Here is a 25,951-nt window from a genome sequence, read left to right on the forward strand (position 1 = left end):
AAACGCTGCTGAAAGAGAGCGGAGAAATTCACTGCTTTTTTATTTTGTCTTTGGTCAATCAACTGCATGTAAAAGTCTACCTAGCCTGCAATTGCTTTTCCCCAACTTATTTTGAAGCCCCCTCCTAAATACTTAAGCACCGCGACAAAGAATAATTACAATCGAATATGGAAAGGATTTGGTACAATGCGATCTGATATTACTGCAGATCACAAGTTACAAGAAAGAGATCTTCAGAAGAAAGAACCACGTCAGGATAAAACTGTGCGTGAAAAAGACCTACAACAGGATACAAATCCACGTCAAGAAGAAACTACAGGTGATTACTCATTTGAACGGGTTCCACGCGAGGAACGGCAAATGGGCTGGTTAAGTATCACCAACATCACATTCGGCATCGCAACTGCGATCTTCTATTTCCAGATGGGAAGCGTTATGGCACTACAGTTTGGAGCGGTGAATGCCCTTATCTCAGCAGGGTACGCAATTGTAGTCGCAGGCATCCTAGGAAGCTTCATTGTTTATTTGTCTGCTAAATCCGGTATGAATGTTAACTTATTATCCCGCGGAGGATTTGGTTATGTTGGAGCCGGATTAACCTCACTTATTTACGCGTCTAATTTTATTATGTATTGTGCCTTTGAGGGTATGATTCTAGTTGCTGCTGTTCATGCTTATTTTCCTGCTATTCCTGTTTGGCTGTTAATCATAGTCTTCGGATCGGTGATTATCCCATTGAACTGGTTCGGCATTAAGCAACTGGACAAACTACAAAAATGGTCCTTGCCGATCTTCTTTATCTTTTTAATTGCAGCGATCGTTATGACATTCACCCATTCGTCACCATTTGACGGGGCTTTATGGACATTCTTGCCTGAAGGCGTTAAAGTCGGCGGCACTGCACTATTGTTATGTATCGGAATGCAGCACGGTATTATGGGGCTAACTGCATTGATTGCATCGGACTATGCGCGCTTTTTAAAACCAAAAGATTTGAAAGTTGGTTCCATTGCAATCGGTTTCATTCCGCAGATTTTCTGCTATGGTGTAATGGGCGGTCTTGGCATTTGGTTCGGAGTTACATTTGGCGAATCAAATCCGGGCGTATACATCGTTATTCTATTAGGGCTTGGCGGTGTACTGTTTACACTGCTTACACAAGTTCGAATTAATGTTACCAATATTTACAGCAGTTCGTTATCCTTATCGAACTTCTTTGAAAACACATTTGGTTTTACGCCGGGGCGTCGTTTCTGGGTAGTTGTTGGGGGGGTCACTGCGATGATTCTCATGTTGGGCGGGATCATTGACCATCTTGACACGGCAATGACATTCCAAGGCGTTGCGCTCATGAGCTGGGCGGCCGTACTAGTGACAGATGCGCTTGTGCTAAGAAAAGGGCTGAAAGTCGCTCCACGTTTTTATGAATCCAGACAAGAAAATCTTTTTAAGTGGAACCCAGTCGGCGTTGTATCGCTAGTTGTTCCGACGATTATTGGTACCATTGCAGCGCTCGGTTTTATGGGCACATTCCTTCAAAGTACTGCGGCATTTTTCGCAGCCCTTTTGGCAGCGGCTATGACGATTATTCTTGGAATGACGACAAAAGGACGCTATTATGCGAAGAGAGAAGTAAACGATGTTCCGAAAGAGGATTGGATTTAATCTGCTGTATGTGTGAGTTCGTTAATGCTAGATCTTTTACAAAGAATAGCATCTTATCTCCGATGGTTGACAGCAAACATAGTCAAAGATTAGTTAGGGGTAAGAAAACCACTCGTAAATTTTGACATCAAAGCATTGTTAAGAGAAGGTGGTTGGACTCACGCTAAGTCCACAAAACATTTTCAGAGAACGTCATAAACTTTGTTATATCAAGGTATATGGCGTTTTTTTAATGGTGTGAAACTTCACCTGGATTTTATTAATTGTAGGATTTGCACTGTTAATAAAGGGAGCTGACTTATTTGTTGACGGTTCCTCCAATGTCGCGAGACTCGATGTTCCGGGCTTTTATAATGCCTGGCCTACTCATGGCTTGAACTTTAATATCTGCACAGGCTTGAAGTCGTCCTCCATGGTGAGTACGGCTTCTTTTTCTTAAGAAAAGTGTGAACGTTGTGGAAGGGAGTTTAATGAATAAAATAGATAGACTCATATCGATGAAAGATAACGTCGACCGGTTGCGTCCTTTTTCCGAAGCCACATTGCGAGGGCCCGAAGTATTTCCTCATATTTTGAAACTTTTTTAGTAAATTCCCGTCTGTAGGCTGCTTAGAGAATTGGATAGTTTAGAAAGGATGAACGAAATGAAGAAGTTGTTTGCAGTAATTGGTGCATTCTTACTGGCGTGCAGTTTGCCATTGTCAGGGGCTGCTGCCGGTAAGCAAGTGTTTTCTGATGTGCCGCCGTCGAAGCATTTTGCGGAGGCGGTGAATGAGCTGGCGGCGCGTAATATCATAGGGGGTTATCCGGACGGTACGTTCAAACCGGGGAATTCGATTACGCGGGGACAAGCTGCGGCGATTATTGCGAAGATGATAGGTCTGGACACATCGAATGTAAAAGGTCAGAAATTCAAAGATGTACCAGCATCGCATGGTTTTTATAAAGCAATTGTGAAAATGGCGGAGGAAGGAATTATCGGCGGTTATCCGGACGGCAGTTTTAAACCGAATGAGCCGATTAAGCGTAAAAATATGGCAGCCATTCTTGTAAAAGCATTTGATTTGCCTCGTAGTGCGGATGTGAAAAATCCGTTCAAAGGAGAAGTCGGCATTACGAATGACGTCCTTGTTATTTACAAGCTCGGTATTACTTCGGGTACGTCCCCTACAACATTCAGCCCAAACGCATCGATTACGAGAGGGCAGGCTGCGAAAATGCTTGCGGCGACGGAGCAGGTAATGATGAAGAGTGCCGTGACGGTAAAAGCGGGCGATTTAGGATGGGATACAATTGAATCGGTTATCGCGGGTGAAATAAATCCAGGTGTATTCCGAGCAGTAGAAGTCAAAGGGAAAAAAGACGGCACGCAAGATGAAGTTCAACTATTTCCAATTAAAGAGGGAAAAAGTGGAATTGCCATTGCGGGAAGGAAAGCGGATAATGAATGGGAGATTCAAAAATATTATGTCCATGTGAAAAAAGAGGGCAGCGAACTACGTTTGACGTTAGAAAAGACGGATGAATCACTGCCGACAATGGCGTCGCTCAATACGAAATATAAAACGGTACAAAATATAGCTCTCGCCAAGGTAGACGGAGAGAATATCTCGGACAACGTAAAGATAGAAAAAACAGAATATAATTTTACGTATATTATGATCGAAAAGCCGGGTGAGTATATCGCGACGATCCGCTTTGCGAATGGTGAAGAAGTGCGGTACAGTTTATCAGCGTTTGAAATGGATGACAGCTTTTTCTATGGTACATCGGCGATCGAACTAGGACCGGCTGATTTTTTTGAATAAGTATAATGGGTGCTGGGTCTACAAGCAAACTTAATTACGGAGAAACGATGTCTGACAGTACGAAAATGTTCAAATTAGGATAGTATAAGCGAGAGGGATTAGGTTGAAATACACCTAGTTCCTTTTTTGTTTGAATGAGATATTTTACGCTTACGCTGAATCAATCTAAATATGAAAAACTGGAGAGATGGGGGATGCCTATCTCTTTTAATTATTGGTTCGATTAAATGAGCTTGTTGTATTAGGATTCAATCGCATTTTTAACGTCATTTTTGTTAACTTAGAGCCTGGATGCTACAAGGGCAGCTTAAGTTGCGATAAGTTATTTCTGCTTATTCGAATGTCTAGGATGAGGGACATCCTCTGTCCCGCATAAATTTTCATCTTTAAAGATGTCTGTTTTACTTGTCAAAGCTCCCAATGTTTCGCTGAAATTATCAATCATATAGTTGAATGCGTCCATGTCCAACCTTTTGTCCTTACTCTTATCAGTGGTCATTCTATCCCTTTCTGTTTCGGAACCGTTCCTATAAAAAAGCAGGAGTGATATGATGACCCTGCTCATTTTAGTTTTTTATATAATCGCTCGCGGTTATAACTTCGACTGTTCCAATAGCGCTGTTAAAGGATAGAGATTCTGCGGATATTTCCTTAATAAGATCTGCGTAGTGAGTGGCTATCCAGTCGCTTGCGAAAGAGTTAGGAGCTATAATCTTTATGTTCAAATCATCTTGTTTTTATAAAAACTGCACTCATTCTTAGCTGTTTTTTTCGTATCCGTTATCATGAGTTCCTCATTTCATTTTAACATCATTTGTCGATGAGTTAGTATATATATTATGTAATTAGAATTGAACATAAATGGCAGAAAATAGTGTCACAAAGACGACGGTTTTTGGTACTGTAAGAATGGAAATAAGCCCTGAAGAGAGAAAAAATGGCCCTCACACAAGCGAGGGAACTATTAAATGGATTGAGGTGCTTTGTTTTTGTGTTCCAAAAATATGAGCTCTATCGGTTAAGTAAAGAATCACTTATTAGAATGGAGGATTCACATTGATAAAATACGAAATTCCAAAACTTTTGAAAGAACATGAAAACCTAATTAAAGGCACTTTTAGGTATAGTAACGAGATAATTTTTAAACGTGAAGAAACAAAACCTTGGGATAGCAAATTAGGTGGGTGTCCCTATTTGGAAAACAGTGAAGATTATCCAACCGATCAAGTTGGAAAGCCTATGTTGTTTTTAGCACAAATCAATCTGGCGGATATTGGAGATCTGGATGAATTACCGAAAAAGGGATTACTGCAATTTTTTGTTGCAAATGATGATATGTTTGGTTTGGAAGAACCGATTCTAGTAAAATACATTGAAGATTTTGAAGAAAATGAAGGACAGTTAGTAAAGAAACATCCTTATGAAGATGAAGAATATAACCAAAGTCTTCCTTTTTCACACAGCGGCAAAATGTATTTTACATCAAGGGAGATGCCTATGTCTTCCTCATTAGATCTATTTCGAGAAATTTTTATGAAGAAGCTATCAGAAGAAGAATATGAGAAACTGAGTGATGATTGCTATAGTAGCGATAGCAGAGTTGGCGGTTATCCCTACTTTGTTCAGAATGACTATATCGGTTTTGACGATGACGATTTTCTTTTATTGCAACTGGATATCGATGAGGAATGCGGCATTATGTTTGGGGATTCTGGGAACTGTGTTTTCTCTATTCCAAAGGACGCTTTGAAAAATAGGGATTTTTCAAAAGTAGTGTATGATTGGCAGTGTTGCTAGTGAGATTCCAGTACGATGATCCGTTCTGGAGCTTATAGAAAAGTCCTAAGAAATGTATGAGTATTTTATAAACGAATTTTTCACAACTATGACGTCAACATATCACTTATCGAATTGAGGTTTCCCTATGATACCAAATCAAAATAAAATGAGAGTAATGGAGACCATTGCTGAAAGAAATTTAATTTCTCTCATGAATGATACAAAGTGGCGAAAACTCCAAGATGCAGTTATCAATACGTTGCGATTTCCGACACCATACCAAGGCAAGTATTTGTTAGATGATCTAGTATATCCTGAAGAATTTGAAAAGGATGTTTGGTATTGGGGAGATTGGATAGAGGGTATTGTACCATTTTACAATGTGGAGTGGATTCGAGTCCGGCCAAGATATTTGAAACATCGTGGTCGTCTAGTTTCACCAGAAATCATTGATATTACAGATGACTATGTAAATATTTTAAAAGAATTATCAATTCCCTATCGACTGGATCATGATACATATTATATTTACGGTTACATATCAGATACAAGCATACTAACATGATGGAGCCTCTCGGAATGGTTAAGGCAAAAAGTGAAACGGAATCAGTGCTGTAGTCCAATATGGAACCTGATTAATTTGGATGACTATCTATAATGGTTTATTCTGACGAGCGATAGAGGAGAGGTACATATGGATAAACAGTCTTATGCAAGGTATTTGCTTCAATTGATGGATGAAGAGGTGGATTCCGATGAATCAGATATTGAGGAAGCCCGTTTCTATGGGTATTTCCAAATGTATATGCCGGATGGAAAAGGCATAGAGGCTACTTTTGAACCTCTTGAAGATGGGCATGCGTATTTGCAGAAGGTATTACAGATCTATGAAATGCTAGATCCGAATGTTTTTAGTGGGCCTGCAGTGCCGGGATATTTCACTAGTAAAGCTGGTAATGTACCCAATGAGGTGTTAGTAGATTATGGCAGGCAGTTTATTCAAGGTTTAAAGGATTTATTGTTGGAATGTTCCGGGAAAATGGATGTGGAAGGTTCAGTGGATTACCTGCTTGGAATCGAAGAGGTTAGAATTGTACCTCCTGGATCGATAGATGGAATTCGTCAGCAATACGATCCTGAAATATATGAGACGATTTTTGATATCATCAGCGAACAGACGGAGTATGATGAACCGATTGAAGTTTTGGACGAGGCGTATTACTCGATTGCCTGTGATTACTGGATTTCCTATTATCTTCAGTGGCACCGTTATAGATTGAATGGTGATCCATTCGCAGCATATTTTGAGCTGTACAGACGTGGGTACTCAGCGGTCTTCTCAGAAAATAAACTGTATATTGGTTCATAATTACGGAGGTTAATTGAAATGACGGAACGAATACCATGCAAGACGGAAGGTTGTAGCGCAACAATTCTGCCGAGCACCTCAGACAAAACAGGCGGTATCTGCATGCCTTGCCGACAAGAGCAAGAACGAAAAAAACAGCAAGCTTATATTGAACAGCACCGCAAAACGGTAAATCTTTATGATGGATTAACAGATCAAGTAGACATTCTCAAAGTGATGCATGCACCGAGAAAGTATGATCCGCTTATCCAATACGTTCCTTTTCCGTTAAGCATGGAGCAACTATACATATCTTTGTCAAACCAAGAAGCGGAACGGATGCTAAAATACACAATGGAGATATTAGCTGTTAACAATGAAAGTGAAGCGGAAGAAATTCTGTTATCTTTGGTGTGCTACCGGGATGATACTATATCAGATGCTTTGCCGGAGCTTATACAGCGCGGCTTGTTTCATAATCCGATTCTTTTTAAAGATGCACCGCAAGACATTCGAGATCAGCTTCTGGAGCGGGTGATATGGGATGAGGACAATCGGAATCATCTCCTTCTTGTACTCGGTTGGATCGGTGATGTTAAGGTAATAGACCAGTTTCGAGAATGGCAAATGCGGCAACCAACATGGACGGAGCAGTTGTATGTAACGCCTGAAACTTATGTTCTTGACGGGGGTTGGGAGCTTACTCCGAATGGGGAAAGGCGCGACTTAGTGAATCCATTATGTTATGCGATCAGGCAATCAGATCAACAGTATGCTGGTGTAACTGCAGAAACTCATGCCCGTTTTCTTGAAACGAGCCATTTAACATGCCCATGGTGCAATAGGAAGTTAAAGAGATTGATGGTCGCAGCTAACTCTCATCCGGCCTTGCAATATCTCGATCCACAGATGGAGAACTTACAGGTGATAACTTGTGACTTATGTGGGGGGTTTAGCACGATATACATGGAGCTGGATAATGATGGCGTGCCTATCTGGAGCCGCTATAATCAGGAACCTGATTACCTCCCGGATATAGATGACGTAAATAGCAGTAATGAACACCCGCCGAGTTTAGTCCTTTCACATGAGCCGCAATCACCGTATTATTCTGCAGTTTGGGCCATGTCACAATTGAATTCTCAGATTGGCGGTCATCCAAGCTGGGTTCAGGATCCCGAGTATCCGGTTTGTCCTTGTTGTGAACGAAGAATGCGGTTTATAGGGCAGATAGATTATGCTGATTTCGACGAATATGCTGAAGGCATATATTATATGTTTATTTGTCCAAAAGATAGGATTACAGCAACGGTATATCAGCAAAGCTGAATACCGTACTGGAGATGATTGGGGGGATATAGGTAAAACGGGTGATCCACTGAATACAGAAGAAGGGCACGCTTTAAAAGCGTGCCCTTTCCATTAGTAGGCATGAACATGATCTGCAATTAGGCTTCTTTTAACGTATTAATTACTTCCTCTGCATATGAATCGGTAAACCGAATCATCCCTTGATCCTGTACAATACACCCTTCCTTGATGCGATGGTCAAGCCAATCTGTAATGAAGGAAGGAGCATATCCGCCTTGGCCGAATTCATCTCCGAATACGATGATGTTCGGATAACCATCTACATATTGATCGCGATTAGTGTCTGGATATGACTTCGTATATAACCAAAACTGTACATCATACATGACATATGATAATTCATCTGCGTGAAAAGAAAAATGGCCTTTCTCTTCGACAATCCGTGTACATATGCTGCGGATTTTCTGTTCCACCTGTTCCACTTCGGTTACCCGAGAGCACAGTTCCTTTAGCAGAGGAGAAAATTTGCCGTGCGCTACTTTATCCAAGGCTTCTTCTTTGTCCTCTTCAGACGTATCGTATAGTTCATCGTTCACTAAGCCTTTGATAAACTTCTCAAAATTATCGGCAAGGAAGGTAATCTTATAATCATCTTCTTGATCGACATGAACAACTTCAGGTTCACCATCTGTACCGCACGCTCGATAGTCTAACATGACGACATCATGGCCGGCTGAAGGACAATCACAGATCACCACGCCGATGTCAGGATACTCCCATTCCTCAATCATAAAGGGACTACCGAGACTCCCGCACAGTGAATAGCTTTTCTCGCGGCCAATTCCCATAATCCCTGTAATGGCTATATGATCCTCTGCCCAGGAGGTTGGTTCCTCTGTTGGAAAGTTGGTGTTCTTTGGCACTCCGCCATTCTGATACTTCATCAAATGAATATATGAGGATGGAAGTTTGTAACCAAGCTCTTTCTCGATTGAATCAATTAGTTCATCCGTAGGTGGCTCAGATTGATAAGATTCTTTTGCATACTCGCTGTTCTCCCAAAAATCGGCTAAAAACATATCTGAAAAAAGATGTTCGTCTGCTTCCTGCCCCTCATTCAATTGATCTATACGCTTTTTATCCATTTCTACCTCCCAATGAACTATATAATAACTTCATATGTATATGGTAACCCCAATATTTTTAATAGTAGCATTTTGATATGAAGGATTCCAGAATTATCCGGCTAATGTATATACAAAGCCGATGATTTAGGACCCATAGTCTTTTATATATTCTTCATTTATTATTATAATTAATAGATCGGAAGAGTGAGAGATACTATACGAGTTGGAGGGAAACTAATGACTGAAGAAATAAACACAACAGGATGGGATGCAATTGAAGATGCGGTAACGAAGCTATACGGGGAACAGGAACCGAAGCATTATGGTACCGCAATTTCTTATATGCTTGGTGGACAAGATCCATTAGATGGCCTTAGTGCTTATAAGGCGGAAACACCTTCTCCGCACTGGCATATTGTAACTTTTGGTTTTTCGGAACTGTATGAGAAGGAGTCGAGGGATACCGAATGTAGCGGCTATGGGTTTGAGCTTTCTTTTCGGGTGGCCCGTAGTAAGGATGAGGAAGAGCCTCCGGCATGGGCATTGAACCTACTTCAAAACATGGGAAGATATGTGTTTAACAGCAATAATATTTTCGTTTCAGGTGATTACTTAGATGCGAATGGTCCAATTTGCTTGGGAGCCGATACACAGCTAACCGCCCTTGCTTTTATACGAGATCCAGAACTTGATACACTGCATACGCCGAATGGACGCGTTGAGTTCCTTCAAATGGTTGGGGTCACAGAGGATGAGCTGGAGGCTATGAAAATATGGAATACACGAGGGTTACTTGAAGCAGGAAAAGCAGAAATTCCGGGTTATATTACAGATTTATCCCGAACATCTATGCTGCGAGTTCCTGCTGTTCAGGAAAGTGTTCAACTAGGAATAGATCGTGACGGTTCGAGCACCGGGTTTTTATATGTAGATCAACTAGCTTGGGTACCCGGTAAGAATGGTTTGTTCAAAAAGAAACCGGCTGTGCTCACACTAGGAGCGAAACAAGCTGATACGGTTGGAAAGCTGCTGCGCGGTCGGCTGCTTAAGGGGAAAGATTTGAGTTTAGTGAGCAAAGAAATAAGCGTAACATTGGAGCCTGCTTTAACGACTGAAATCAAAACAGGTGAGGGTACGGTTCATTTACAACTTGACGAAGCGGTTGTTAACGAGCTCATGAACAAGCTTCTCCCAAAAGAAGGAGAAATTCGTTTGTCTTCTTATAAAGACATAATCATACAAGTCGTTAAAACGAATATTCTGGATCAAGATGGAAAAGTGGTTTCAACCATTGGCTAAACATCGTCTTTACCTACATCTACCATTGAAATTGTGAAGTGGTACTTTTATTTTTGAAGATAAACAAAATGGAGGAGTTTTATGGGGTTATTTGATTCGCTAGTAGGAAACGCATCGACTTTGGATGTTGAAAAAGTAGAGAAAGAGCTGGGATCCATTTTAATTGAGGAGGAGAAGGTGAAGGCAGCGTTTAAAGTGGTCCGGGACCTCATGATGTTTACTGAGAAGCGGCTGATTCTTGTTGATAAGCAGGGGATGACGGGAAAAAAGGTTGAATATCATTCAATTCCATATAAAAGCATTTCCCATTTTTCCGTTGAAACGGCTGGGGCGTTTGATTTGGATGCGGAGCTTAAAATTTGGATTTCCAGTGCGACGGAACCGCTGGTGAATAAGCAGTTCAAGAAGGACTCCAGCATTTACGACATTCAAAAGATTTTAGCGGCTGTTTGTTTATAAGTATCGGTTTTTAAGTAGATATTCGGATATTATTGGCTAATAAACGCTTTAAAATTAGGCTATTCACGAAATAAATAGGAATACTTAAATAATCGTAATGTTAATTGTGCATGGAGCTGGTACTACATTTAAAAATGGATCAAGCCTCATGCCTGATCCATTCTCTGTATAAAAAACGTTTAAAAGCTATGTGAATTATTGTTGCATTTTACCTGCAGTATAACCGCCATCCACTGCAAGTGTTACACCGCTAATTGATTTTGCAAGGTCTGAGCATAGAAATACAACAGCATTTGCTTGATCTTCTGCGGTGGACATTCTTCCTGCTGGAAGTGATGCAAGTACGCCTTGGTATTGTTCTGGCGAAGTTTTAGACCAACTTTCAATTGCAGGTGTGATGGTGGCGCCAGGTGCGATAGAATTAATGGTAATCCCTTTTTGACCGTATTCCAAAGCAACTGATTTAGTTAAACCGGCAATAGCATGTTTAGATGCAGTGTAAGGAGCCATGTTTGGTGAACCTTCAATACCAGCACCTGATGCCGTATTGACAATCGCACCGCCACCCGTTTTCAGCATAGCATTTACTTCGTGCTTGATGCAGTAAAATGTTCCATACAGATTTACTTTTAGTGTAATATCCCAATCTTTGGAATCCATTTCTCCAATTGGCTTTAATCCCTTGTTAATCCCTGCATTGTTATGTGCAAAATCTAGCTTGCCAAATGTCTCAACCGTTTTATTCACGAGTGCGATTACCTGCTCCTCATCACTTACGTCACATTTGAGAAATGCTGCTTCACCGCCGTTATCTTTGATAATTTGTACGGTTTCTTGTCCTACTTCTTCACTTACGTCAGATATCATGACCTTTGCGCCCGCTTTTGCTAAGGCAATTGCAGTTGCTCTGCCAATTCCTGAGCCTGATCCTGTGACTAATCCTGCTTTTCCCTTCATAATTCCTACCATGAAAGACACTCCTTTTTTATAAATACATCTATTTGTTTACTAATGAACAATATACGCCCAAATTCTAGCCAAATCAAAAATTTAGTTTAACGTCTAATTATATTAGTAGCATGTACGGTTGAAATACATTCATGATTGCTTTAAGTACAGGGGGCCTATCAAACAAATTGGACACTATTCTGAAATGTATACATCCCCATTTTTGATAAAAGTGTGAAGAAGAAAATGGATAGATTGACGTAACCGAAAGAAAAAGTCGATCAGCATTGGCCTCACTGTAAAGAGACCATCAAAGAGATTTTTTCACATAGGAGCTTTTTTTAAATAGACATAATTACAGTTTGATAGAAAGACACAGGGGGTATTATTAAATAACAGGCAGCAAATAGCATCTGAATAACCACTTTTATTCCCCCAGCCAGTTCTAGCAACCGTAACTGTCTCATAAACTTCCAAGTAGACAACCATTACGAAAGGATGATTCCAATGAAAAAAACACTATTCGCAATCATTATCTTAATACTCGGCTTTTCCTACACTGCGCCTGCCGGTACGGCTTCAGCAGCAGAGAACAGCGGCCTTTCTCCAAACGACGGCTTAATCCTGACCTATTCACCTTCATTCAACGAGCCTTCGAAAGAAACGTTTCACGTGAAGAAAGAAGAGACATTTACGTATTTATACAATAAAAAGAGTCGACACTATCCGGAGTTGGCCAACTTAGTATATATTGAAGACGATTTCGGGTTGTCGGCAAGTTTAGGGTATTCGGATTTTGTTTTTGTAAGTGCACCTTATCCGCTAAAGCAAGGCTCCACTTTTATGCAAAGCGATCACTTTGATGACTATAAAGTTCTTGTTGAAAATACGGCAAAGACTGTAAAAGTAAAAGCCGGTACTTTTAAAAACACGGTGATCCTGAAATATCCGGACGGTTCCCGGGTGTATCTCGCAAAAGGAATCGGCATTATTAAAATCACTGATGCAGCGGGAAAAGTGACGACTGAACTCGCTGCTGTAAAATCGAGGAAGTAATTTTTAATTCACAGGATTTACTTTTGCTCATTACTGGAATAGATAATTCCTATAAAAAATCCCGTCATTCATACTGGACTGACGGGATTTCCTCTGGTTTAAGAGTATCTGTTCAAGTATTTAAAGTTTCCTGTACGAAAAACTATCTTGTTTGTATAGTAATTAACAGTATTTCACACACAGTTACTTTTCACCGTCAAACTTCTATTCCTGCAATTCCAAATCCTCCAGGACCAGAATGTGTAGAGATCATAGCGCCTGCTTCAATCCAAATACTATTTTCGAATCCTTTTTCAAGTGCAATTTCATTGATCCGTTGTTTGATAGTTTCACTTAATCCGATGGAGTATATAAAATATATTTGTTGTCTATCAATCTCGTATTGCTGTAGATAATCCAGGAATAACTTTTCAGCAACTTTGTTCATCTTTCCATGATATTTTTTAGTTGAGACAAGCTTGCCATCTACTAATTCAATACATGGCTTTATTTTCAGCAAAGCACCTCCCAGATAAGCCATATTGCTGACTCGTCCGCCGGCTCTTAAAAAATCTAAGCTGCCGGGTAGGAAGGCGAGTCTTGTTTTAGGCACCTTTGATTCGATTTTTTCCAGCAAGTGAACAGGATCCATCTCGGGAGCTTTCTCCAGCAAAGTAACCGCATACATGACAACTGCAGTTAATCCGCCTGTTACATTTAACGCATCAATTAAAAAAATATCATTTAGATCTTCCGCAGCCAGTAACGCGTTTTGAAAGGAGACAGATGCCTTTGACGTATACCCGATATGGATGATGATACTATCAGGAAATTCCGTTTTGATTTTTTTGAAAAACTCTTGATACTCATGGACATTAGTGGCAGATGTAGAAGGTATCTTTTTTGTACGATCATAAAATTCATAAATTTCTTGAACGGGTAGATGACCATCTAAATAGTCCTGTCCATCCATAATTACATGCATGGGTATTACTTGTACATCATGTTTCTTTGCTAAAGATTCCGGCAAATCGGCCCCGCTCTCAGTCGTTAAAATGATTCTTCTCACTGGACATCGCCTCCAACTTTCATTCTATTAATACAGTTTATGAGTTGAGATGCCTTTGTAAGAAGCAATCGTGACCTTTGTGTTTGTTTTAATGGTCGTGCATGTTTAAATAAACACAATTGCTTGATACACAGGCATTGATCATTAATTATTCATTGAAGAAATGTATGTATGACCGAAGAGAAAAGATATTCAACAATCTGCAAGTATGATAGATTAAAAACATTAATTATACAACAAAAGCAGTTGGATGGCACTCTCTTAAAAAAGGGAGTGTTTATATATGGTGACATACGAATCAATGAATATGCTATTTCAATTCGGTATATTCTTAGCCACGGCGCTAACAAAAAGAAGTAACCGCCCATTACCTTTGGCCGAGGTTTTCAATGGGGGGTTACTCTTTTGAGTAAAAACATCTTTAATTGTTAGGTAGGTCATCCGCTCTTCATACAGTGTGCAACTGTGATTGGCTGGACGTTTCATAGACGTTCAGCATTTTTTATTATATGTTGATCATACCACAGCAATACAAAAATAAAACTAAAACTAAAACGTTTAGTGCCCCATACAAGTGTGGGGTGCCTGTGTGAAAAACAAACACGACAATTTAGATATTCATGTTAGTTCGAGCGATCACGAATGTTTAAACTAACCCAATTGTTTGGTGCACAGGCATGCAAATTAATTTCACGTTACCCTTTGTTTCCTCATCCACTGCGTCGCGACCCACTTCTCACCTTCTACAACGGGTGCTCCGCCGTGTAAAGTTAAATCATTCAGCATCTGGTCGCTATAGAAATACTCGAAGTAGACAGCCATCCCTTTGCGAGGCGAGACAGAAAATTTTAGTTGAGGGAAGAATGTTTCTCCCCCTTGTTCTACGTCATTTAAGTACATCACAAGTGTGCTAATTCGATTGTTTGTAACCTTACTTTCAGCTGAAAAGAAATCATGATGCGCTCTGTACTGTTGACCAGGCGTATACCGAAGGATCTGAAGTCCTTCTCCGTGTTCAATCGGGATATTCATAACTGCTGAAACTCGTTTTTTAACTCTTGCGACAATTAGGTTTTCACTGTCCTCTATAAACATACTGCTGCTCGTTCGCAACTCATTTTCTTCACGTGTTGTTCCGATTTTTGAACGTTTTACTTTATCTGCAGCCAATCGGATCAGTTCATCGCACTCTTCATCACTTAACACATTCCCTAAAACCACGATCAATGGCTCTTCTATTCTAGCGACTATGTCAATCTCTCTATCCGTCATAATTTTTTTGCCAACATGATGAAATATCGTTTGTTCTTTATTCTCCGCTATCATCTTCGACACCTCTTAAACTGTTTGATTTTCAAAACAAGTGCGTATTTAGGCAATGGGTTTACAGCTCATAACGGATACTTTGTAAGATTTACACTTCCTTTTGGAATTAATTTCAATTTATTGTAGCACGCTAGATCAGATATCGTAAAATTTGAAAGTATCGAGAGTAGTAGATAGTACTCTCCATACTTTGTTCGGTAGTTTTGGTTCCGCTAAATCAAGGCATAAATTCGAACCTATCAAGTTAATTGAATTAAGCTAATTTAATTCACCTTTGATTTCATTGGTAAATACATATAAAATGAACTTCTGTACTTCTATACTTCTATGATTTACAGAAGAAGTACATACGAAAGGACAAAAGAATAAATGTTTTAGTGGAGGGTCTTTATGAATTATAAAATTAGTAACAAGCAAGTATTCGAACAAGCACAGGTGCGTTCGGTTTCAGATGTGCCGTTTACGGAAGACGAACTTCAAAACGGTATGTTGTTAGCGATAGCTAAGGAAGACGCTACGCTGGCGCTGTATTTGATAGAGGTAGACGGTCAGAAGAAATTTGAGGTTCGGTGGGATGATTCGCACGAGACTTTCACCGGCTGGTATTCCGCCTGGGAAAACTTTACATGGTGTCTAAATATCGCAGGCAACTGATTTTTTAGATATTTGTGTGCAAAACTACTCATCTATCTACTTTAAATAAAAGACTCCGCTGGTTTTTGCAAACTGGCGGAGTTTTTGTGCTTTTAATTGGAGGATTCTTTATATGTAGGTATTTTGTTCATGGACTTTTCGCACCGCGCCATAAGAATGATTTTGTAAATACGGTCTTTTCTCACCTGAAGTTTTCGCTATAATCAAATTAAAATGGGAATGACAAAGGAGATCAAGCGATGAAAAAGCTGTTATATGGGTTGTTTTGTTCACTTGTAATGCTGGCAGGCTGCTCGGCTAAAGAAGAGCCGAAAGTACAGGCGGATATACAGGAGCAAACACAGGAAGAGGAACAATCGCAAACGGTTGAGACAGAGGCAGACGCTTTTGAACCGACAGAGCCCGAGTACTATGAAGTGGACGGTGTAGATCGCGAGTTATTGGATGTAGAGAAGGATTTGCTTCGGAAACCGGGTATTTATGGTGGAGAGAACTATGACGAAGAAAAAGTGAATGAAGCGATTGATCAGTGGCCGGAAGGGTTGACAGTGGAGCAGTATTTAAATGAAATGCTGAACTTGGTGGGGGAAGACTATTATGACGGAATGAAGACCTTACTGACGTTTGATACATCAGTGGAAGTCGATCATACGAAACCTGATGAACAAGTGAACCAGCCGACATTGAAGACAGCTCACTATGCAATCTTGATTGACGCGAGCGGCAGCATGAGAGCGATGGCGGGCGGTAAGACCCGAATGGATTCTGCAAAGGATGCGGTCCTAGATTTTGCGAAACAGATCCCGGAAGATGCGACCATGTCGATGCGAGTGTACGGTCATAAAGGTTCGGGTAATCAGGCAGATAAGCAACTTTCATGCACAAGTACAGAGAATTTCTATAGCGGAAAGTTTGAAGAGCCGGCATTTCGAGAGGCTCTCGGAAAAGTACAACCTGCTGGCTGGACACCAATCGGGCTTGCACTAGAAACGGTGAAAGAAGATATTCCTGCAGATGCAGAAGAAGTAGTCGTTTACGTGGTAAGTGACGGTATCGAAACATGCGGAGGAGATCCTGTGAAGGCTGCTGGAGATCTTGTGGCTGGGAATATACAAACGGTCGTTAATATTATCGGCTATGATGTGGATAATGAAGGGCAGACATTACTGAAGAAGGTGGCAGATGCAGGGAACGGAGAATTTATTTATGTCAATTCAGAAAAAGAATTGAGGAAGTATATGAGAGCACAATACGAAGAGATTCAGAAGCAATGGTGGGAGTGGAAAGAGACCAGCCAGAAAGATGCATGGGATCAAAAAGAGAATCTCAAGGAACTTTCTTTTGATACAAAAGAAACACTTCAGAAACAATCAGTGCAGGAAAAGGAACGATTAAAGAAAGCGCGTGCTTATTTAAAAACGAAGTATAAAGACTCGGATGCTGTAATCAAGTTGTCGAATTATTTAATTGAAGATCAGCACAGAAAATATAATTATATTACGCAGAAGGGCCATGAACTTTATAATGAAAGTATTAAAAACGGCCATGAAACGTACAATCAAGTGATAAAAGAAGGTCATGAGAAACATAATGAGGCGGCTAGGAAGAAGCATCAGCAATAGGTAATTGTTGTACACTCCGGAAATCAGAGGACATTTGATTTCTGGAGTGTTTTTTCGCTTGAAGGCAGAAAAGGTATAGACGTAACGTCCTGAATTTGTTTATATGACGCTAATGATTAAATTTATCTGAGTTCAGCAAAAAACTTTATTTCAATAAATCAGTTTGAAGTGCCTATGCAAGAAACAAACATGATCGTTTAAACAAATGTGGATATTTAAACTAACACAATTGTTTAGTGCAGAGGGACCTATTTAAATATAAAAAATGAAATACATGTACAGTATGGGTAATGAGGGTTAGTAGTCAGTTATGCACATAGGCGCTGAAGTAGAAAAGTTTTTATACGTAGATTTGGGTTCTACTGGACCTTGTCATTCAGTCGGTCAAACAAAAATACCAGACATCAACACGATATAAAAGTGCTAATTGTTCTGGTTTTTTTCTGTTTGATTAAATTTACTGTGCGAGGGCGCAGTTAAAGGCATCTGTGTTTGAAGTGTTTTTGATCGTTCAAAAGCAGCGGATTTTAAACAAAATGAAGTACCTTTCGTGCAGAAGTCTGTTTCATTAGCATTTCATCACCGAAGCCCTGCTATAATCTGCCCAATAAGCGGTCTCCCCAACTCCTCCAATTCAGTATTGTCCAACTGCAGCCCCCAAAAATAAATAGCTCCCATAAAGCTTTGTACAATAGATTGGAAAAAGTCGTGTGTGGAGCTGATGTTTTGAATTGATTCATCTTGTTTTCCATCCGTAATAATTTGTCGGAGGATAGTGTATAATTTCCGGTCTTCGTTTGTGAAAAAGGTGTGTTCGTTGCTGATAACTGCTGCGGAGTAGATCACGCGCATTAAGTCTTTTCCTAGTTCTTTTTCGATACAGCGCAGTACAGCAAGAAAAAAAGCTTCCAGACGTTCGATGGCGGAAGAATACTTTTGCTCAATATCTTCATAGATATGTATATAGTGTTCGTCCATCTCCATAAAGCGCATCATAAAAATGCTTGATTTGGAAGGGAAGTGCTGATAAAAGGAGCCTTTAGATGTGTTGCTTTCTTTTACGATTCGATCTACTGATATTTTGTCGTAGCCGTATTTTTTAAATAGATCGAGCGCAATATTCATAATATGAAGCTGTGTTTGAATACCTTTAGCTGTTTTGTTTTCGGTTACATCCACAATGCATCCCTCTTTTTGATTTTTTTAAGAATAGTTTGACTTTTCCGTTAATTCTATTATATCATTAGACTACAGTCTAGTCTATGGGGGTGCGGAAATTGGAGAAATTAAAAACGGTTGATGAGCTCGAGCCATTGTTCAAGGATAGGATGCGCCTGCTTGTCGGGGGGTTTGGTATTTCGGGAACGCCGCTGACAGTGCTGCATGCGCTGCCGGGTTTTAAGGCCGGTGACTATGAAGTTGTCAGCAATAACCTTGGAGATTACGGTAAAGGACTGCACAAAGTGTTTGAAGCAGGAAAAATTGCGAAGGCAATCGGCTCGTTTTTTACGATCAATAAAGAAGCAGTAACGGCTTGGTCTAAAGGGGAGCTTGCGATTGATCTGCTGCCGCAAGGAACGCTGGCGGAGGCGATTCGCTGCGGGGGTGCCGGGATTGGCGGTTTTTACACACCTACTGCGGTCGGGACGAAACTCGCTGAAGGAAAAGAAGTCCGCGAAATTGACGGCGTCCGTTATTTATTTGAAAAGGCGATAAAAGGTGATCTTGCGCTTATTAAAGCAGCAAAGGCAGATAAGGCCGGCAATTTGATTTACCACACAACGGCGAGAAATTTTAATCCTGTTATGGCTACCGCTGCCGCAACAGTCATTGCTGAAGTCGATGAAATTGTCGAAATCGGCGAATTACGCCCAGAAGAAATAATCACTCCTCATATTTATGTAGATTACGTAGTGAAAAGCAAATATGTCAAAAAGGGAGATGATTACGTTGAAGTTAACTAAAAGGGATGTCATTGCGAAGCGTATTGCGCAAGAGCTGAAAGACGGGGATTCCGTGAATCTTGGTGTTGGCATTCCAACACTTGTTGCGAAATATATAGGAGACAAAAAAGTATATTTGCAGAGTGAGAACGGCTTACTTGGAATAGGGCCTCCGCCGAATGAAGATGAATTGGATATCGATTTAATCGATGCGGGGAAAAATCCTGTCTCGATTATGCCTGACGCGTCGTATTTTGATAGCGCTTTCTCATTTGGAATGATCAGAGGACATCATATTGACGTGGCGGTTTTAGGGACGTTAGAAGTGGATCGTTACGGTGAGATTGCCAACTGGTCTGTGCCGAATCAGCCGATTTTGGGAGTAGGCGGTGCAATGGATTTAGTTGCGGGTGCAAAGAAAGTAATTGTGGCCAGTACACTTTTCACGAAAGACGGATCGCCTAAATTAGTGGAATCGCTGACTCTTGATTCTAGCGGCGAGCGACTAGTCAATCAATTCGTAACGGAGTATGCAAGCTTCACTTTCGAAGATGGAAAGATCTTTGCGGATGATATATACGGTGATATGACATTTGAAGAGCTGCAAGACAAAATTGGTTTACCGTTAACACAAAAATAAACGAATAGTAGGGGGAAAGCGGATGTGGAGTTTACTTACGATTGCCATTTCGTTAATTCTTTTAATCGTTTTAGCATTAAGGGGATATAGTATCATTATCATCGCTCCCGTTGTCAGTTTATTTGTAATGGTAACAAACGGATTTTCTATTTTAGATGCCTTCCAAGATACATACATGACCGGGTTTATCGGCTATGTACAAAAGTATTTCTTGATATTCTTATTTGCATCCATGTTTGGAAAGCTTATGGATGACAGCGGCGCGGCTCGTCGAATCGCTCATCTACTATTGAAAGTGGTCGGAAAAGACAGTAAGTTCAATGTGTTGGTCGCAATTATGGCCATATGTGCATTTTTAACATATGGCGGCGTCAGTTTATTCGTAGTCATTTTTGCAGTGCTGCCAATTGCCAAGCCATTATTCAAAGAACTGGATATTCCATGGCATCTATTTATGGCACCATTCTTTGCGGGGATTGCAACGTTTACGATGACGATGCTGCCGGGAACGCCTTCTGTACAAAACATCATTCCGACAAAGTATTTAGGAACAACTGTTACAGCAGCGCCTTTGCTCGGGATCATCGCAGCGGTGACCGTCATTGCAGTTAACTTATGGTATATAAAGTTTGCGTTAAAACGTTCAGAACAGCGCAACGAAACGTATGAGGGGATGACGAATCCAGATAAAGGCAGATCTAAAGGAATTGAAGATATTTACGAAGGTCGCGCATTGCCGAATATTGTAGTGAGTTTAATTCCTCCCATTGCTTTACTAGTTACATTGAATATATTTAAAGTGGACATTATTTACACGCTGATGGGCGCGGTAGTACTGGCGGCTTTATTATTCTGGAAGTATATTGACATTAAGAGAGACACCTTTAATGAAGGTGCGGTATCCGCTGTACTGCCGATTGTCAATACGAGTGCAGACGTCGGATACGGCTCTGTTATTGCGATTACGACAGGCTTTGGAATTTTTAATGAAGCGATGACAGAAATTCCGGGCAGTCCGTTACTATCACTTTTCATCGCAACGACAGCACTTGCGGGAATTACAGGATCTTCAAGTGGGGGGTTGGCGATTGCAATGGAAGCGCTGTCATCGTCGTATTTAAATTTAGGATTGAAACCGGAAGTAATGCACAGAATCATGGCAGTCGCCTCGGGCGGGCTGGATTCGTTGCCACATAACGGGGCAGTTATTACCGTGTTAGTTGCTTCAAAATTAACACATAAAGACGCCTATAAACATATTTTCGCCGTTTCAGTTATAGCACCTTTACTTGCAAGTATCCCAATGTTGATCGCAGCAATTTTATTATATTGATGTCTGAGGAGGCAGTGAAATGATTCAAAAGGTGGGCATTATCGGATCAGGAACGATGGGGTTTGGCATAGCGTTTCAATTCATCATAAATGGTATGCCGGTTGTTTTACAAGATGTGAAAGAAGAATCTTTGGAACTGGCAAAAGAAAAACTACAGACATATTTAACTATTTTCCGAGAAGAAGGCATGCCTTTTAACGATTCAGATGAAATCATTAAAAACCGCTTAACATGCACTGTAGAAATAGAAGACATTGCGGATTGTGACTTAGTTATTGAATCAGCAACTGAAAATTTGAAGTTAAAACAAAAAATCTTCAAGCAACTGGATGAAATTTGCGCAGTGCATACGATTTTAACTTCCAATACTTCGAGCTTAAGCATGTCGGACATCATCCGCGATGTAGAAAAACATAAAGAACGCGTGATGTTAACACATTTTTTCAATCCGGCGCATATTGTTCCGTTAGTCGAACTTCTAAAAGGTCCGGATACGAAGCAAAAGACGTACGATGAAGTAAATGCGTTTATGAAAAAAATGGGGAAAGTGACGATTGAAGTCCGCCGGGAAGTACCGGGCCTTGTTGCGAACCGCATTCAAACTGCGTTAGCGCGTGAAGCGTTGTCTTTGCTCGAAGACGGTGTAGTTTCGGAGGAGGATTTAGAAAGTGCGATTTTTGCAGGGCCGGGATTCCGTTTTGCATCAAGCGGTGTGTTGAAGATTATGGATTTTGGAGGATTGGATGTATGGGACATTGTAATGGGGCAATTACAACCGAAAATAGAATCGGATGTGCGGACGTTCCCTATTATTAAGGACAAAATCGATCAGGGAAATCTGGGCGTCAAATCATCGAAAGGATTCTTTGAATATCCAGGAATGGGGCTGGACGAATACGTCATAGAGCGTGATCGTTCGTTAATCCAGCAGCTCCAAACGTTTAATAAAAGAGAGAAGGCGATCGATCATGCGTAATATTTTAGTGACAGGTGCCGGTGGCGGTTTAGGAGCTGCGATGGTGAAGAAGTTTGTTGAAGAAGGGGATTATGTGTATGCGGCAGATTTGAAATTGGAAGCCGCGCAGGCAGTGGCTGATTTATATCCCGAAAAAACTGAAGCGGTTGAGCTCAATGTTGCGATCTCAACTTCAGTTCAGCGAGTCATCGATAAAATTTGTAAAGACAAAGAGCTGCATGTTCTCGTCAATAATGCGGGCTTGCAATACCGTGCGAAAATAGAGGATTTCCCAGAAGAACAATGGGACTTGCTGCAGAATGTGATGCTGAAAGGACCATTCTTGCTGACCAAATATGTGTTCCCATATATGAAAAAACAACAGCACGGACGCATTGTTAATATTTCATCGATCCACGGTGAAATGGCATCACCTGAAAAAGCGGCCTATGTCGCAGCGAAGCACGGCGTCATCGGTTTGACTCGCGTTGCGGCTTTGGAAGGGGCCATGCACGGAATTACTGTTAATGCAGTGTTGCCGGGTGCTGTGAAAACACCATTAATTGTAAAACAATTACAAGAGCTTGAAGAAAGTAAAGGCATGTCAGAATTGGACGCACTGAACGAAATCGTCTATCCGAAACAAGCGATGCAGCGTTTTATCACAGCCGAAGAAATTGCGGACAGTGTGTATTTTATATCATCTAAACACGCAACAGCGATAACAGGTGAAACATTAAGCGTTTCAGGCGGCATGTAAATAGAAGGAGGAATTGTTTATGTCAGTTTATATCGTCAACGGCAGCAGAACTGCATTCGGAAGTTTCGGCGGTGCGTTTGTCAATACAACAGATATTGATCTTGGCGTTGCAGTCGTGAAGGAAGCATTGAAGCGTTCAGGAGTAGAAGCAGAACAAATAGATGAAATCGTCCTCGGCAATATTATTCAAACGACGAAATCTTCGGCGTATTTAGCCCGCCATATCGGCTTGAAAAGCGGGATGTCCGAAGAAAGTACTGCACTTATGGTGAATCGGCTGTGCGGCTCAGGATTGCAGTCAATTATTACAGCAGCTCAAGAAATCGAACTTGGAAACGCGGAGGCGACAGTGGCCGGTGGCACAGAAAATATGAGCCAAGCCCCTCAAGTACTGCGTGGCACACGTTTCGGTTCTCCTGCTAAAGCGCCGGTTGTGGAAGATATGCTGTGGGCGACGTTGTACGATGAAGTGGCAGGCTGCGGAATGGGCATGACGGCGGAAAATATTGCAGAGAAATACGAGATTTCACGCGAAAGACAAGATGAATTTGCCCGCATTTCACATGAACGTGCAGCAGAAGCGCGCCGTTCAGGTCGTTTTGCAGAAGAAATTGTGCCAGTAGCGGTGAAAACACGCAAAGGTACGGTGGAAGTTTCGCAGGACGAACATATCCGCGAAGAGACTTCGATGGAAACTTTGGCGAAGTTAGGACCGGCGTTTAAGGAAGATGGATCTGTCACAGCAGGAAATGCAAGTGGTATTAACGACGGTGCCGCGGCTGTTGTGCTCGTGTCAGAAGACTTTTTAAAAGAGCACCAGTTACGGCCGCTAGCCAAAATTGCTGCCTACGCAACAGCTGGCGTAGACCCGGCATTGATGGGAATGGGTCCGGCTCCGGCAATTCGCAAAGTATTAAAAAAAGCCAATTTGACATTAAATGATATCGATTTGTTTGAACTAAACGAAGCTTTCGCCGCACAGTCATTAGGTGTCATAGAAGAACTCGGACTTGTTCAGGAAAAAGTCAATGTGAACGGAGGCGCGATAGCGCTTGGACATCCAGTTGGTGCAAGCGGTACGCGCATTACGTATTCACTTGCGCTAGAAATGCAGAAACACGGTGTGAAATACGGGATTGCGAGCCTATGCATTGGCGGCGGACAAGGGATTGCTGTGTTATTGGAGAATGCAGCGATTCAATAAATGGATTGCAGGAAAAGACCTGCAGAGGAGGAGAATGAATGACCCCTACTAAGAAAGAGATCGAGAAGAAGACAGTCAGGAAAACGATGATGCGCATTCTTCCTTTTATCTTGCTGTTGTATATAATTGCTTATTTAGACAGAGTGAATTTAGGTTATGCCGCCTTACAAATGAATGCTGAACTAGCATTGACTGCAGAAGTTTTCGGTCTGCTTTCAGGCATTTTCTTTATTGGATACTTCTTTTTTGAAGTGCCGAGCAATATGATTATGAATAAAGTAGGGGCGCGGATGTGGATTGCCCGGATTATGATCACATGGGGAATTGTTGTCATTCTGACGGGGTTTGTTCAAGGGACGACTCACTTGTATATGGCGCGTTTTCTATTGGGCGTCGCAGAAGCAGGATTTTTCCCCGGCATTATTTTATATTTGACGTATTGGTTCAGAGCGCGGGAACGGGGAAAAGCAACCGCTGTCCTTTTATTGGCATTGCCGATTGGTGGACTGATCGGCGCTCCAGTGTCGACATGGATTCTCGATAATATCAGTTGGTATGGTATGTCGGGTTGGAGATGGATGTTCATTTTAGAAGGTTTGCCTGCTATTATTCTAGGAATTGTTGTTGTGTTTTATCTAACAAATAAGCCCGCAAATGCCAAATGGCTGACAGATGAAGAAAAAGAGTGGCTGGAAGGAGAACTGAACGCAGAACGTTTGCAAAGCGCTCAAGTGAACAAAGTTTCTAAGATAGATATGCTGAAAGATTCAAAGGTCTGGAAACTGTCACTCCTCTATTTTACTGGTTATACCGCAGTTTACGGGCTATCATTCTGGCTGCCGACTATCATTAAATCTTTATCAGCCGCTGGCACGACCAATATGGAAATCGGCTGGCTAGCGATGATTCCGGCGTTCGTCGGAATACCTGTGATTCTATTTGTCGGCTGGAATGCGGATAGAACCAATTCGTATAAAACACACTTACTAGTATGTTTCATCATTGGGATTTTTGGGTTCATCGGCTGCGGTTTATCTGAAAGCGTTTCAACGGTCGTCCTCATGCTGGCGATTACTTCCGCTGGACTATATGGATTTACAGGGTGTTTCTTTGCATATATGACATTCTTTTTCAGCGAATCCACTGCACCGGTTGGCATTGCAATTGTAAATTCGTTCGCGGCATTAGGCGGATTTGTAGGACCTATGATTCTCGGCATGTTAGATCTTACGTCAGGAATGTTTGTGCTCTCTGCACTTTTGGCAATCGGTATTATTACGTTGATGACATTGAAATTAGTGTCAAAGAAAGAGGGAATAACGATTTCGGGAGTTCAGGCAGAAACAAGAGGGGTTCCGGAAGCTTGAATAAGAATTTTGCTTTCTTTCTATTAAATGTGGGCAAGAAATGAGCACTGGCATATTAAGACATATAGGAAGAACAAAACTTTCAGATCATCAAGAGGAGACGAATAAAAGCAGGTGGCTGAATCCTTTCGACAAAGGCTTCAGCTTTTTTAGTGTGCCGAGCAGTTGTCAAAAGTACCTGGTCTTCTTTCAATTATTTTTACTCGTCTTTCTGATTTAAAGTAATAAAATAGTAGACACAACTACATATTACGGATGGACGGTTGGCACTCCCTGAAGAAAAGGGGCAGGCACATTGC

Annotated in this window: 24 protein-coding genes and 1 pseudogene; 18 read left to right on the top strand and 7 right to left on the bottom strand. The window is 41.2% G+C overall.

The features are described from left to right. The first annotated feature begins 186 nt into the window (after positions 1-186). Positions 187-1,665, top strand: a complete 1,479-nt coding sequence (locus H7J92_RS05160; protein ID WP_221835732.1) for a purine-cytosine permease family protein — start codon at positions 187-189, stop codon at positions 1,663-1,665. 644 nt (positions 1,666-2,309) lie between these two features. Beyond that, on the top strand, positions 2,310-3,473 hold the full coding sequence (locus H7J92_RS05165; protein ID WP_221835734.1) for an S-layer homology domain-containing protein: 1,164 nt from the start codon (positions 2,310-2,312) through the stop codon (positions 3,471-3,473). Positions 3,474-3,795: 322 nt separating this feature from the next. On the opposite strand, the gene H7J92_RS05170 is transcribed toward H7J92_RS05165, so the two are convergent. Further along, positions 3,796-3,972, bottom strand: coding sequence for a hypothetical protein (locus H7J92_RS05170; RefSeq protein ID WP_221835737.1), 177 nt, complete (start codon positions 3,970-3,972; stop codon positions 3,796-3,798). A gap of 67 nt (positions 3,973-4,039) precedes the next feature. After that, positions 4,040-4,198 carry a DnaA N-terminal domain-containing protein gene (locus H7J92_RS18035; RefSeq protein ID WP_221835739.1) on the bottom strand — a complete coding sequence of 53 codons (159 nt, stop codon included), beginning with the start codon at positions 4,196-4,198 and terminating at the stop codon, positions 4,040-4,042. Positions 4,199-4,529: 331 nt separating this feature from the next. On the opposite strand from H7J92_RS18035, the gene H7J92_RS05180 reads away from it, so the two are divergent. From H7J92_RS05180 to H7J92_RS05195, 4 genes are all read left to right on the top strand, one after another. Beyond that, entirely contained in the window at positions 4,530-5,270 is a 741-nt protein-coding gene (locus H7J92_RS05180) for a YwqG family protein (RefSeq protein WP_221835741.1), read from the top strand. Between the two features lie 127 nt (positions 5,271-5,397). Next, the gene (locus H7J92_RS05185) at positions 5,398-5,817 is read left to right on the top strand and encodes a DUF6678 family protein (protein ID WP_221835743.1); all 420 of its coding nucleotides are present in this window, start codon (positions 5,398-5,400) and stop codon (positions 5,815-5,817) included. Between the two features lie 129 nt (positions 5,818-5,946). After that, positions 5,947-6,621 (top strand): hypothetical protein, encoded by a 675-nt coding sequence (locus H7J92_RS05190; RefSeq protein ID WP_221835744.1) that lies wholly within the window; start codon positions 5,947-5,949, stop codon positions 6,619-6,621. An 18-nt stretch (positions 6,622-6,639) separates the two neighbouring features. Next, a complete protein-coding gene (locus tag H7J92_RS05195; RefSeq protein ID WP_221835746.1) occupies positions 6,640-7,929 on the top strand; it encodes a DUF1963 domain-containing protein in 1,290 nt (429 codons plus the stop codon). Between the two features lie 119 nt (positions 7,930-8,048). On the opposite strand, the pseudogene H7J92_RS05200 reads toward H7J92_RS05195, so the two are convergent. Beyond that, positions 8,049-9,065, bottom strand: a pseudogene (locus H7J92_RS05200) (SMI1/KNR4 family protein); the annotation flags it as partial. A gap of 210 nt (positions 9,066-9,275) precedes the next feature. On the opposite strand from H7J92_RS05200, the gene H7J92_RS05205 reads away from it, so the two are divergent. Both H7J92_RS05205 and H7J92_RS05210 read left to right on the top strand, forming a co-directional pair. Then, a complete protein-coding gene (locus tag H7J92_RS05205; RefSeq protein ID WP_221835750.1) occupies positions 9,276-10,337 on the top strand; it encodes a suppressor of fused domain protein in 1,062 nt (353 codons plus the stop codon). An 81-nt stretch (positions 10,338-10,418) separates the two neighbouring features. Next, positions 10,419-10,796, top strand: coding sequence for a PH domain-containing protein (locus H7J92_RS05210; protein ID WP_221835752.1), 378 nt, complete (start codon positions 10,419-10,421; stop codon positions 10,794-10,796). 195 nt (positions 10,797-10,991) lie between these two features. Here the strand turns inward: H7J92_RS05210 and H7J92_RS05215 are convergent, their stop codons facing one another. Then, positions 10,992-11,765 (bottom strand): SDR family NAD(P)-dependent oxidoreductase, encoded by a 774-nt coding sequence (locus H7J92_RS05215; protein WP_221835754.1) that lies wholly within the window; start codon positions 11,763-11,765, stop codon positions 10,992-10,994. Between the two features lie 486 nt (positions 11,766-12,251). Here H7J92_RS05215 and H7J92_RS05220 point away from each other — a divergent pair, with 486 nt between their 5' ends. Next, positions 12,252-12,800, top strand: coding sequence for a 5,10-methylene tetrahydromethanopterin reductase (locus H7J92_RS05220; protein ID WP_221835756.1), 549 nt, complete (start codon positions 12,252-12,254; stop codon positions 12,798-12,800). Between the two features lie 196 nt (positions 12,801-12,996). Here H7J92_RS05220 and H7J92_RS05225 read toward each other — a convergent pair whose 3' ends face one another. Next, a complete protein-coding gene (locus H7J92_RS05225; protein WP_221835758.1) occupies positions 12,997-13,848 on the bottom strand; it encodes a DegV family protein in 852 nt (283 codons plus the stop codon). A 690-nt stretch (positions 13,849-14,538) separates the two neighbouring features. Beyond that, positions 14,539-15,174 carry a 2OG-Fe(II) oxygenase gene (locus tag H7J92_RS05230; RefSeq protein ID WP_221835759.1) on the bottom strand — a complete coding sequence of 212 codons (636 nt, stop codon included), beginning with the start codon at positions 15,172-15,174 and terminating at the stop codon, positions 14,539-14,541. A gap of 390 nt (positions 15,175-15,564) precedes the next feature. Between H7J92_RS05230 and H7J92_RS05235 the strand changes: the two genes are divergently transcribed. After that, positions 15,565-15,828 carry a hypothetical protein gene (locus H7J92_RS05235; protein WP_221835761.1) on the top strand — a complete coding sequence of 88 codons (264 nt, stop codon included), beginning with the start codon at positions 15,565-15,567 and terminating at the stop codon, positions 15,826-15,828. Positions 15,829-16,067: 239 nt separating this feature from the next. Beyond that, positions 16,068-17,450 carry a vWA domain-containing protein gene (locus tag H7J92_RS05240; protein ID WP_078817976.1) on the top strand — a complete coding sequence of 461 codons (1,383 nt, stop codon included), beginning with the start codon at positions 16,068-16,070 and terminating at the stop codon, positions 17,448-17,450. Positions 17,451-18,029: 579 nt separating this feature from the next. Here H7J92_RS05240 and H7J92_RS05245 read toward each other — a convergent pair. Continuing rightward, the gene (locus tag H7J92_RS05245) at positions 18,030-18,629 is read right to left on the bottom strand and encodes a TetR/AcrR family transcriptional regulator (RefSeq protein WP_078817977.1); all 600 of its coding nucleotides are present in this window, start codon (positions 18,627-18,629) and stop codon (positions 18,030-18,032) included. An 83-nt stretch (positions 18,630-18,712) separates the two neighbouring features. Between H7J92_RS05245 and H7J92_RS05250 the strand changes: the two genes are divergently transcribed. Genes H7J92_RS05250 through H7J92_RS05280 form a run of 7 tightly spaced genes read left to right on the top strand, consistent with a single transcriptional unit; the run spans position 18,713 to position 25,652 of the window. After that, positions 18,713-19,414: a CoA transferase subunit A gene (locus H7J92_RS05250; protein ID WP_078817978.1), complete on the top strand. Its 702-nt coding sequence runs from the start codon at positions 18,713-18,715 to the stop codon at positions 19,412-19,414. Beyond that, on the top strand, positions 19,401-20,033 hold the full coding sequence (locus tag H7J92_RS05255) for a 3-oxoacid CoA-transferase subunit B (RefSeq protein WP_425441348.1): 633 nt from the start codon (positions 19,401-19,403) through the stop codon (positions 20,031-20,033). Before H7J92_RS05250 ends, H7J92_RS05255 begins: the two co-directional genes overlap by 14 nt. A 22-nt stretch (positions 20,034-20,055) precedes the next feature. Then, positions 20,056-21,366, top strand: a complete 1,311-nt coding sequence (locus H7J92_RS05260; RefSeq protein WP_221835763.1) for a GntP family permease — start codon at positions 20,056-20,058, stop codon at positions 21,364-21,366. 19 nt (positions 21,367-21,385) lie between these two features. Then, positions 21,386-22,342, top strand: coding sequence for a 3-hydroxyacyl-CoA dehydrogenase family protein (locus H7J92_RS05265; RefSeq protein WP_221835765.1), 957 nt, complete (start codon positions 21,386-21,388; stop codon positions 22,340-22,342). Further along, positions 22,335-23,081 (top strand): 3-hydroxybutyrate dehydrogenase, encoded by a 747-nt coding sequence (locus H7J92_RS05270; RefSeq protein ID WP_078817982.1) that lies wholly within the window; start codon positions 22,335-22,337, stop codon positions 23,079-23,081. The genes H7J92_RS05265 and H7J92_RS05270 overlap by 8 nt, the downstream gene beginning before the upstream one ends. Before the next feature lie 19 nt (positions 23,082-23,100). Then, positions 23,101-24,285: a thiolase family protein gene (locus tag H7J92_RS05275; RefSeq protein WP_221835768.1), complete on the top strand. Its 1,185-nt coding sequence runs from the start codon at positions 23,101-23,103 to the stop codon at positions 24,283-24,285. Positions 24,286-24,323: 38 nt separating this feature from the next. After that, positions 24,324-25,652 (top strand): MFS transporter, encoded by a 1,329-nt coding sequence (locus H7J92_RS05280; RefSeq protein ID WP_221835769.1) that lies wholly within the window; start codon positions 24,324-24,326, stop codon positions 25,650-25,652. Positions 25,653-25,951: the final 299 nt, after the last annotated feature.

Origin of the sequence: Sporosarcina aquimarina (assembly GCF_019748715.1) — a bacterium.
Taxonomy (GTDB): domain Bacteria; phylum Bacillota; class Bacilli; order Bacillales_A; family Planococcaceae; genus Sporosarcina; species Sporosarcina newyorkensis.

Coding starts and splice junctions, on each gene's coding strand:
- H7J92_RS05160 (WP_221835732.1), top strand. CDS start 187: ATGCGATCTGATATTACTGCAGATCACAAGTTACAAGAAAGAGATCTT.
- H7J92_RS05165 (WP_221835734.1), top strand. CDS start 2,310: ATGAAGAAGTTGTTTGCAGTAATTGGTGCATTCTTACTGGCGTGCAGT.
- H7J92_RS05170 (WP_221835737.1), bottom strand. CDS start 3,972: ATGACCACTGATAAGAGTAAGGACAAAAGGTTGGACATGGACGCATTC.
- H7J92_RS05185 (WP_221835743.1), top strand. CDS start 5,398: ATGATACCAAATCAAAATAAAATGAGAGTAATGGAGACCATTGCTGAA.
- H7J92_RS05190 (WP_221835744.1), top strand. CDS start 5,947: ATGGATAAACAGTCTTATGCAAGGTATTTGCTTCAATTGATGGATGAA.
- H7J92_RS05195 (WP_221835746.1), top strand. CDS start 6,640: ATGACGGAACGAATACCATGCAAGACGGAAGGTTGTAGCGCAACAATT.
- H7J92_RS05205 (WP_221835750.1), top strand. CDS start 9,276: ATGACTGAAGAAATAAACACAACAGGATGGGATGCAATTGAAGATGCG.
- H7J92_RS05210 (WP_221835752.1), top strand. CDS start 10,419: ATGGGGTTATTTGATTCGCTAGTAGGAAACGCATCGACTTTGGATGTT.
- H7J92_RS05215 (WP_221835754.1), bottom strand. CDS start 11,765: ATGGTAGGAATTATGAAGGGAAAAGCAGGATTAGTCACAGGATCAGGC.
- H7J92_RS05220 (WP_221835756.1), top strand. CDS start 12,252: ATGAAAAAAACACTATTCGCAATCATTATCTTAATACTCGGCTTTTCC.
- H7J92_RS05230 (WP_221835759.1), bottom strand. CDS start 15,174: ATGATAGCGGAGAATAAAGAACAAACGATATTTCATCATGTTGGCAAA.
- H7J92_RS05235 (WP_221835761.1), top strand. CDS start 15,565: ATGAATTATAAAATTAGTAACAAGCAAGTATTCGAACAAGCACAGGTG.
- H7J92_RS05240 (WP_078817976.1), top strand. CDS start 16,068: ATGAAAAAGCTGTTATATGGGTTGTTTTGTTCACTTGTAATGCTGGCA.
- H7J92_RS05250 (WP_078817978.1), top strand. CDS start 18,713: ATGGGGGTGCGGAAATTGGAGAAATTAAAAACGGTTGATGAGCTCGAG.
- H7J92_RS05260 (WP_221835763.1), top strand. CDS start 20,056: ATGTGGAGTTTACTTACGATTGCCATTTCGTTAATTCTTTTAATCGTT.
- H7J92_RS05265 (WP_221835765.1), top strand. CDS start 21,386: ATGATTCAAAAGGTGGGCATTATCGGATCAGGAACGATGGGGTTTGGC.
- H7J92_RS05270 (WP_078817982.1), top strand. CDS start 22,335: ATGCGTAATATTTTAGTGACAGGTGCCGGTGGCGGTTTAGGAGCTGCG.
- H7J92_RS05275 (WP_221835768.1), top strand. CDS start 23,101: ATGTCAGTTTATATCGTCAACGGCAGCAGAACTGCATTCGGAAGTTTC.
- H7J92_RS05280 (WP_221835769.1), top strand. CDS start 24,324: ATGACCCCTACTAAGAAAGAGATCGAGAAGAAGACAGTCAGGAAAACG.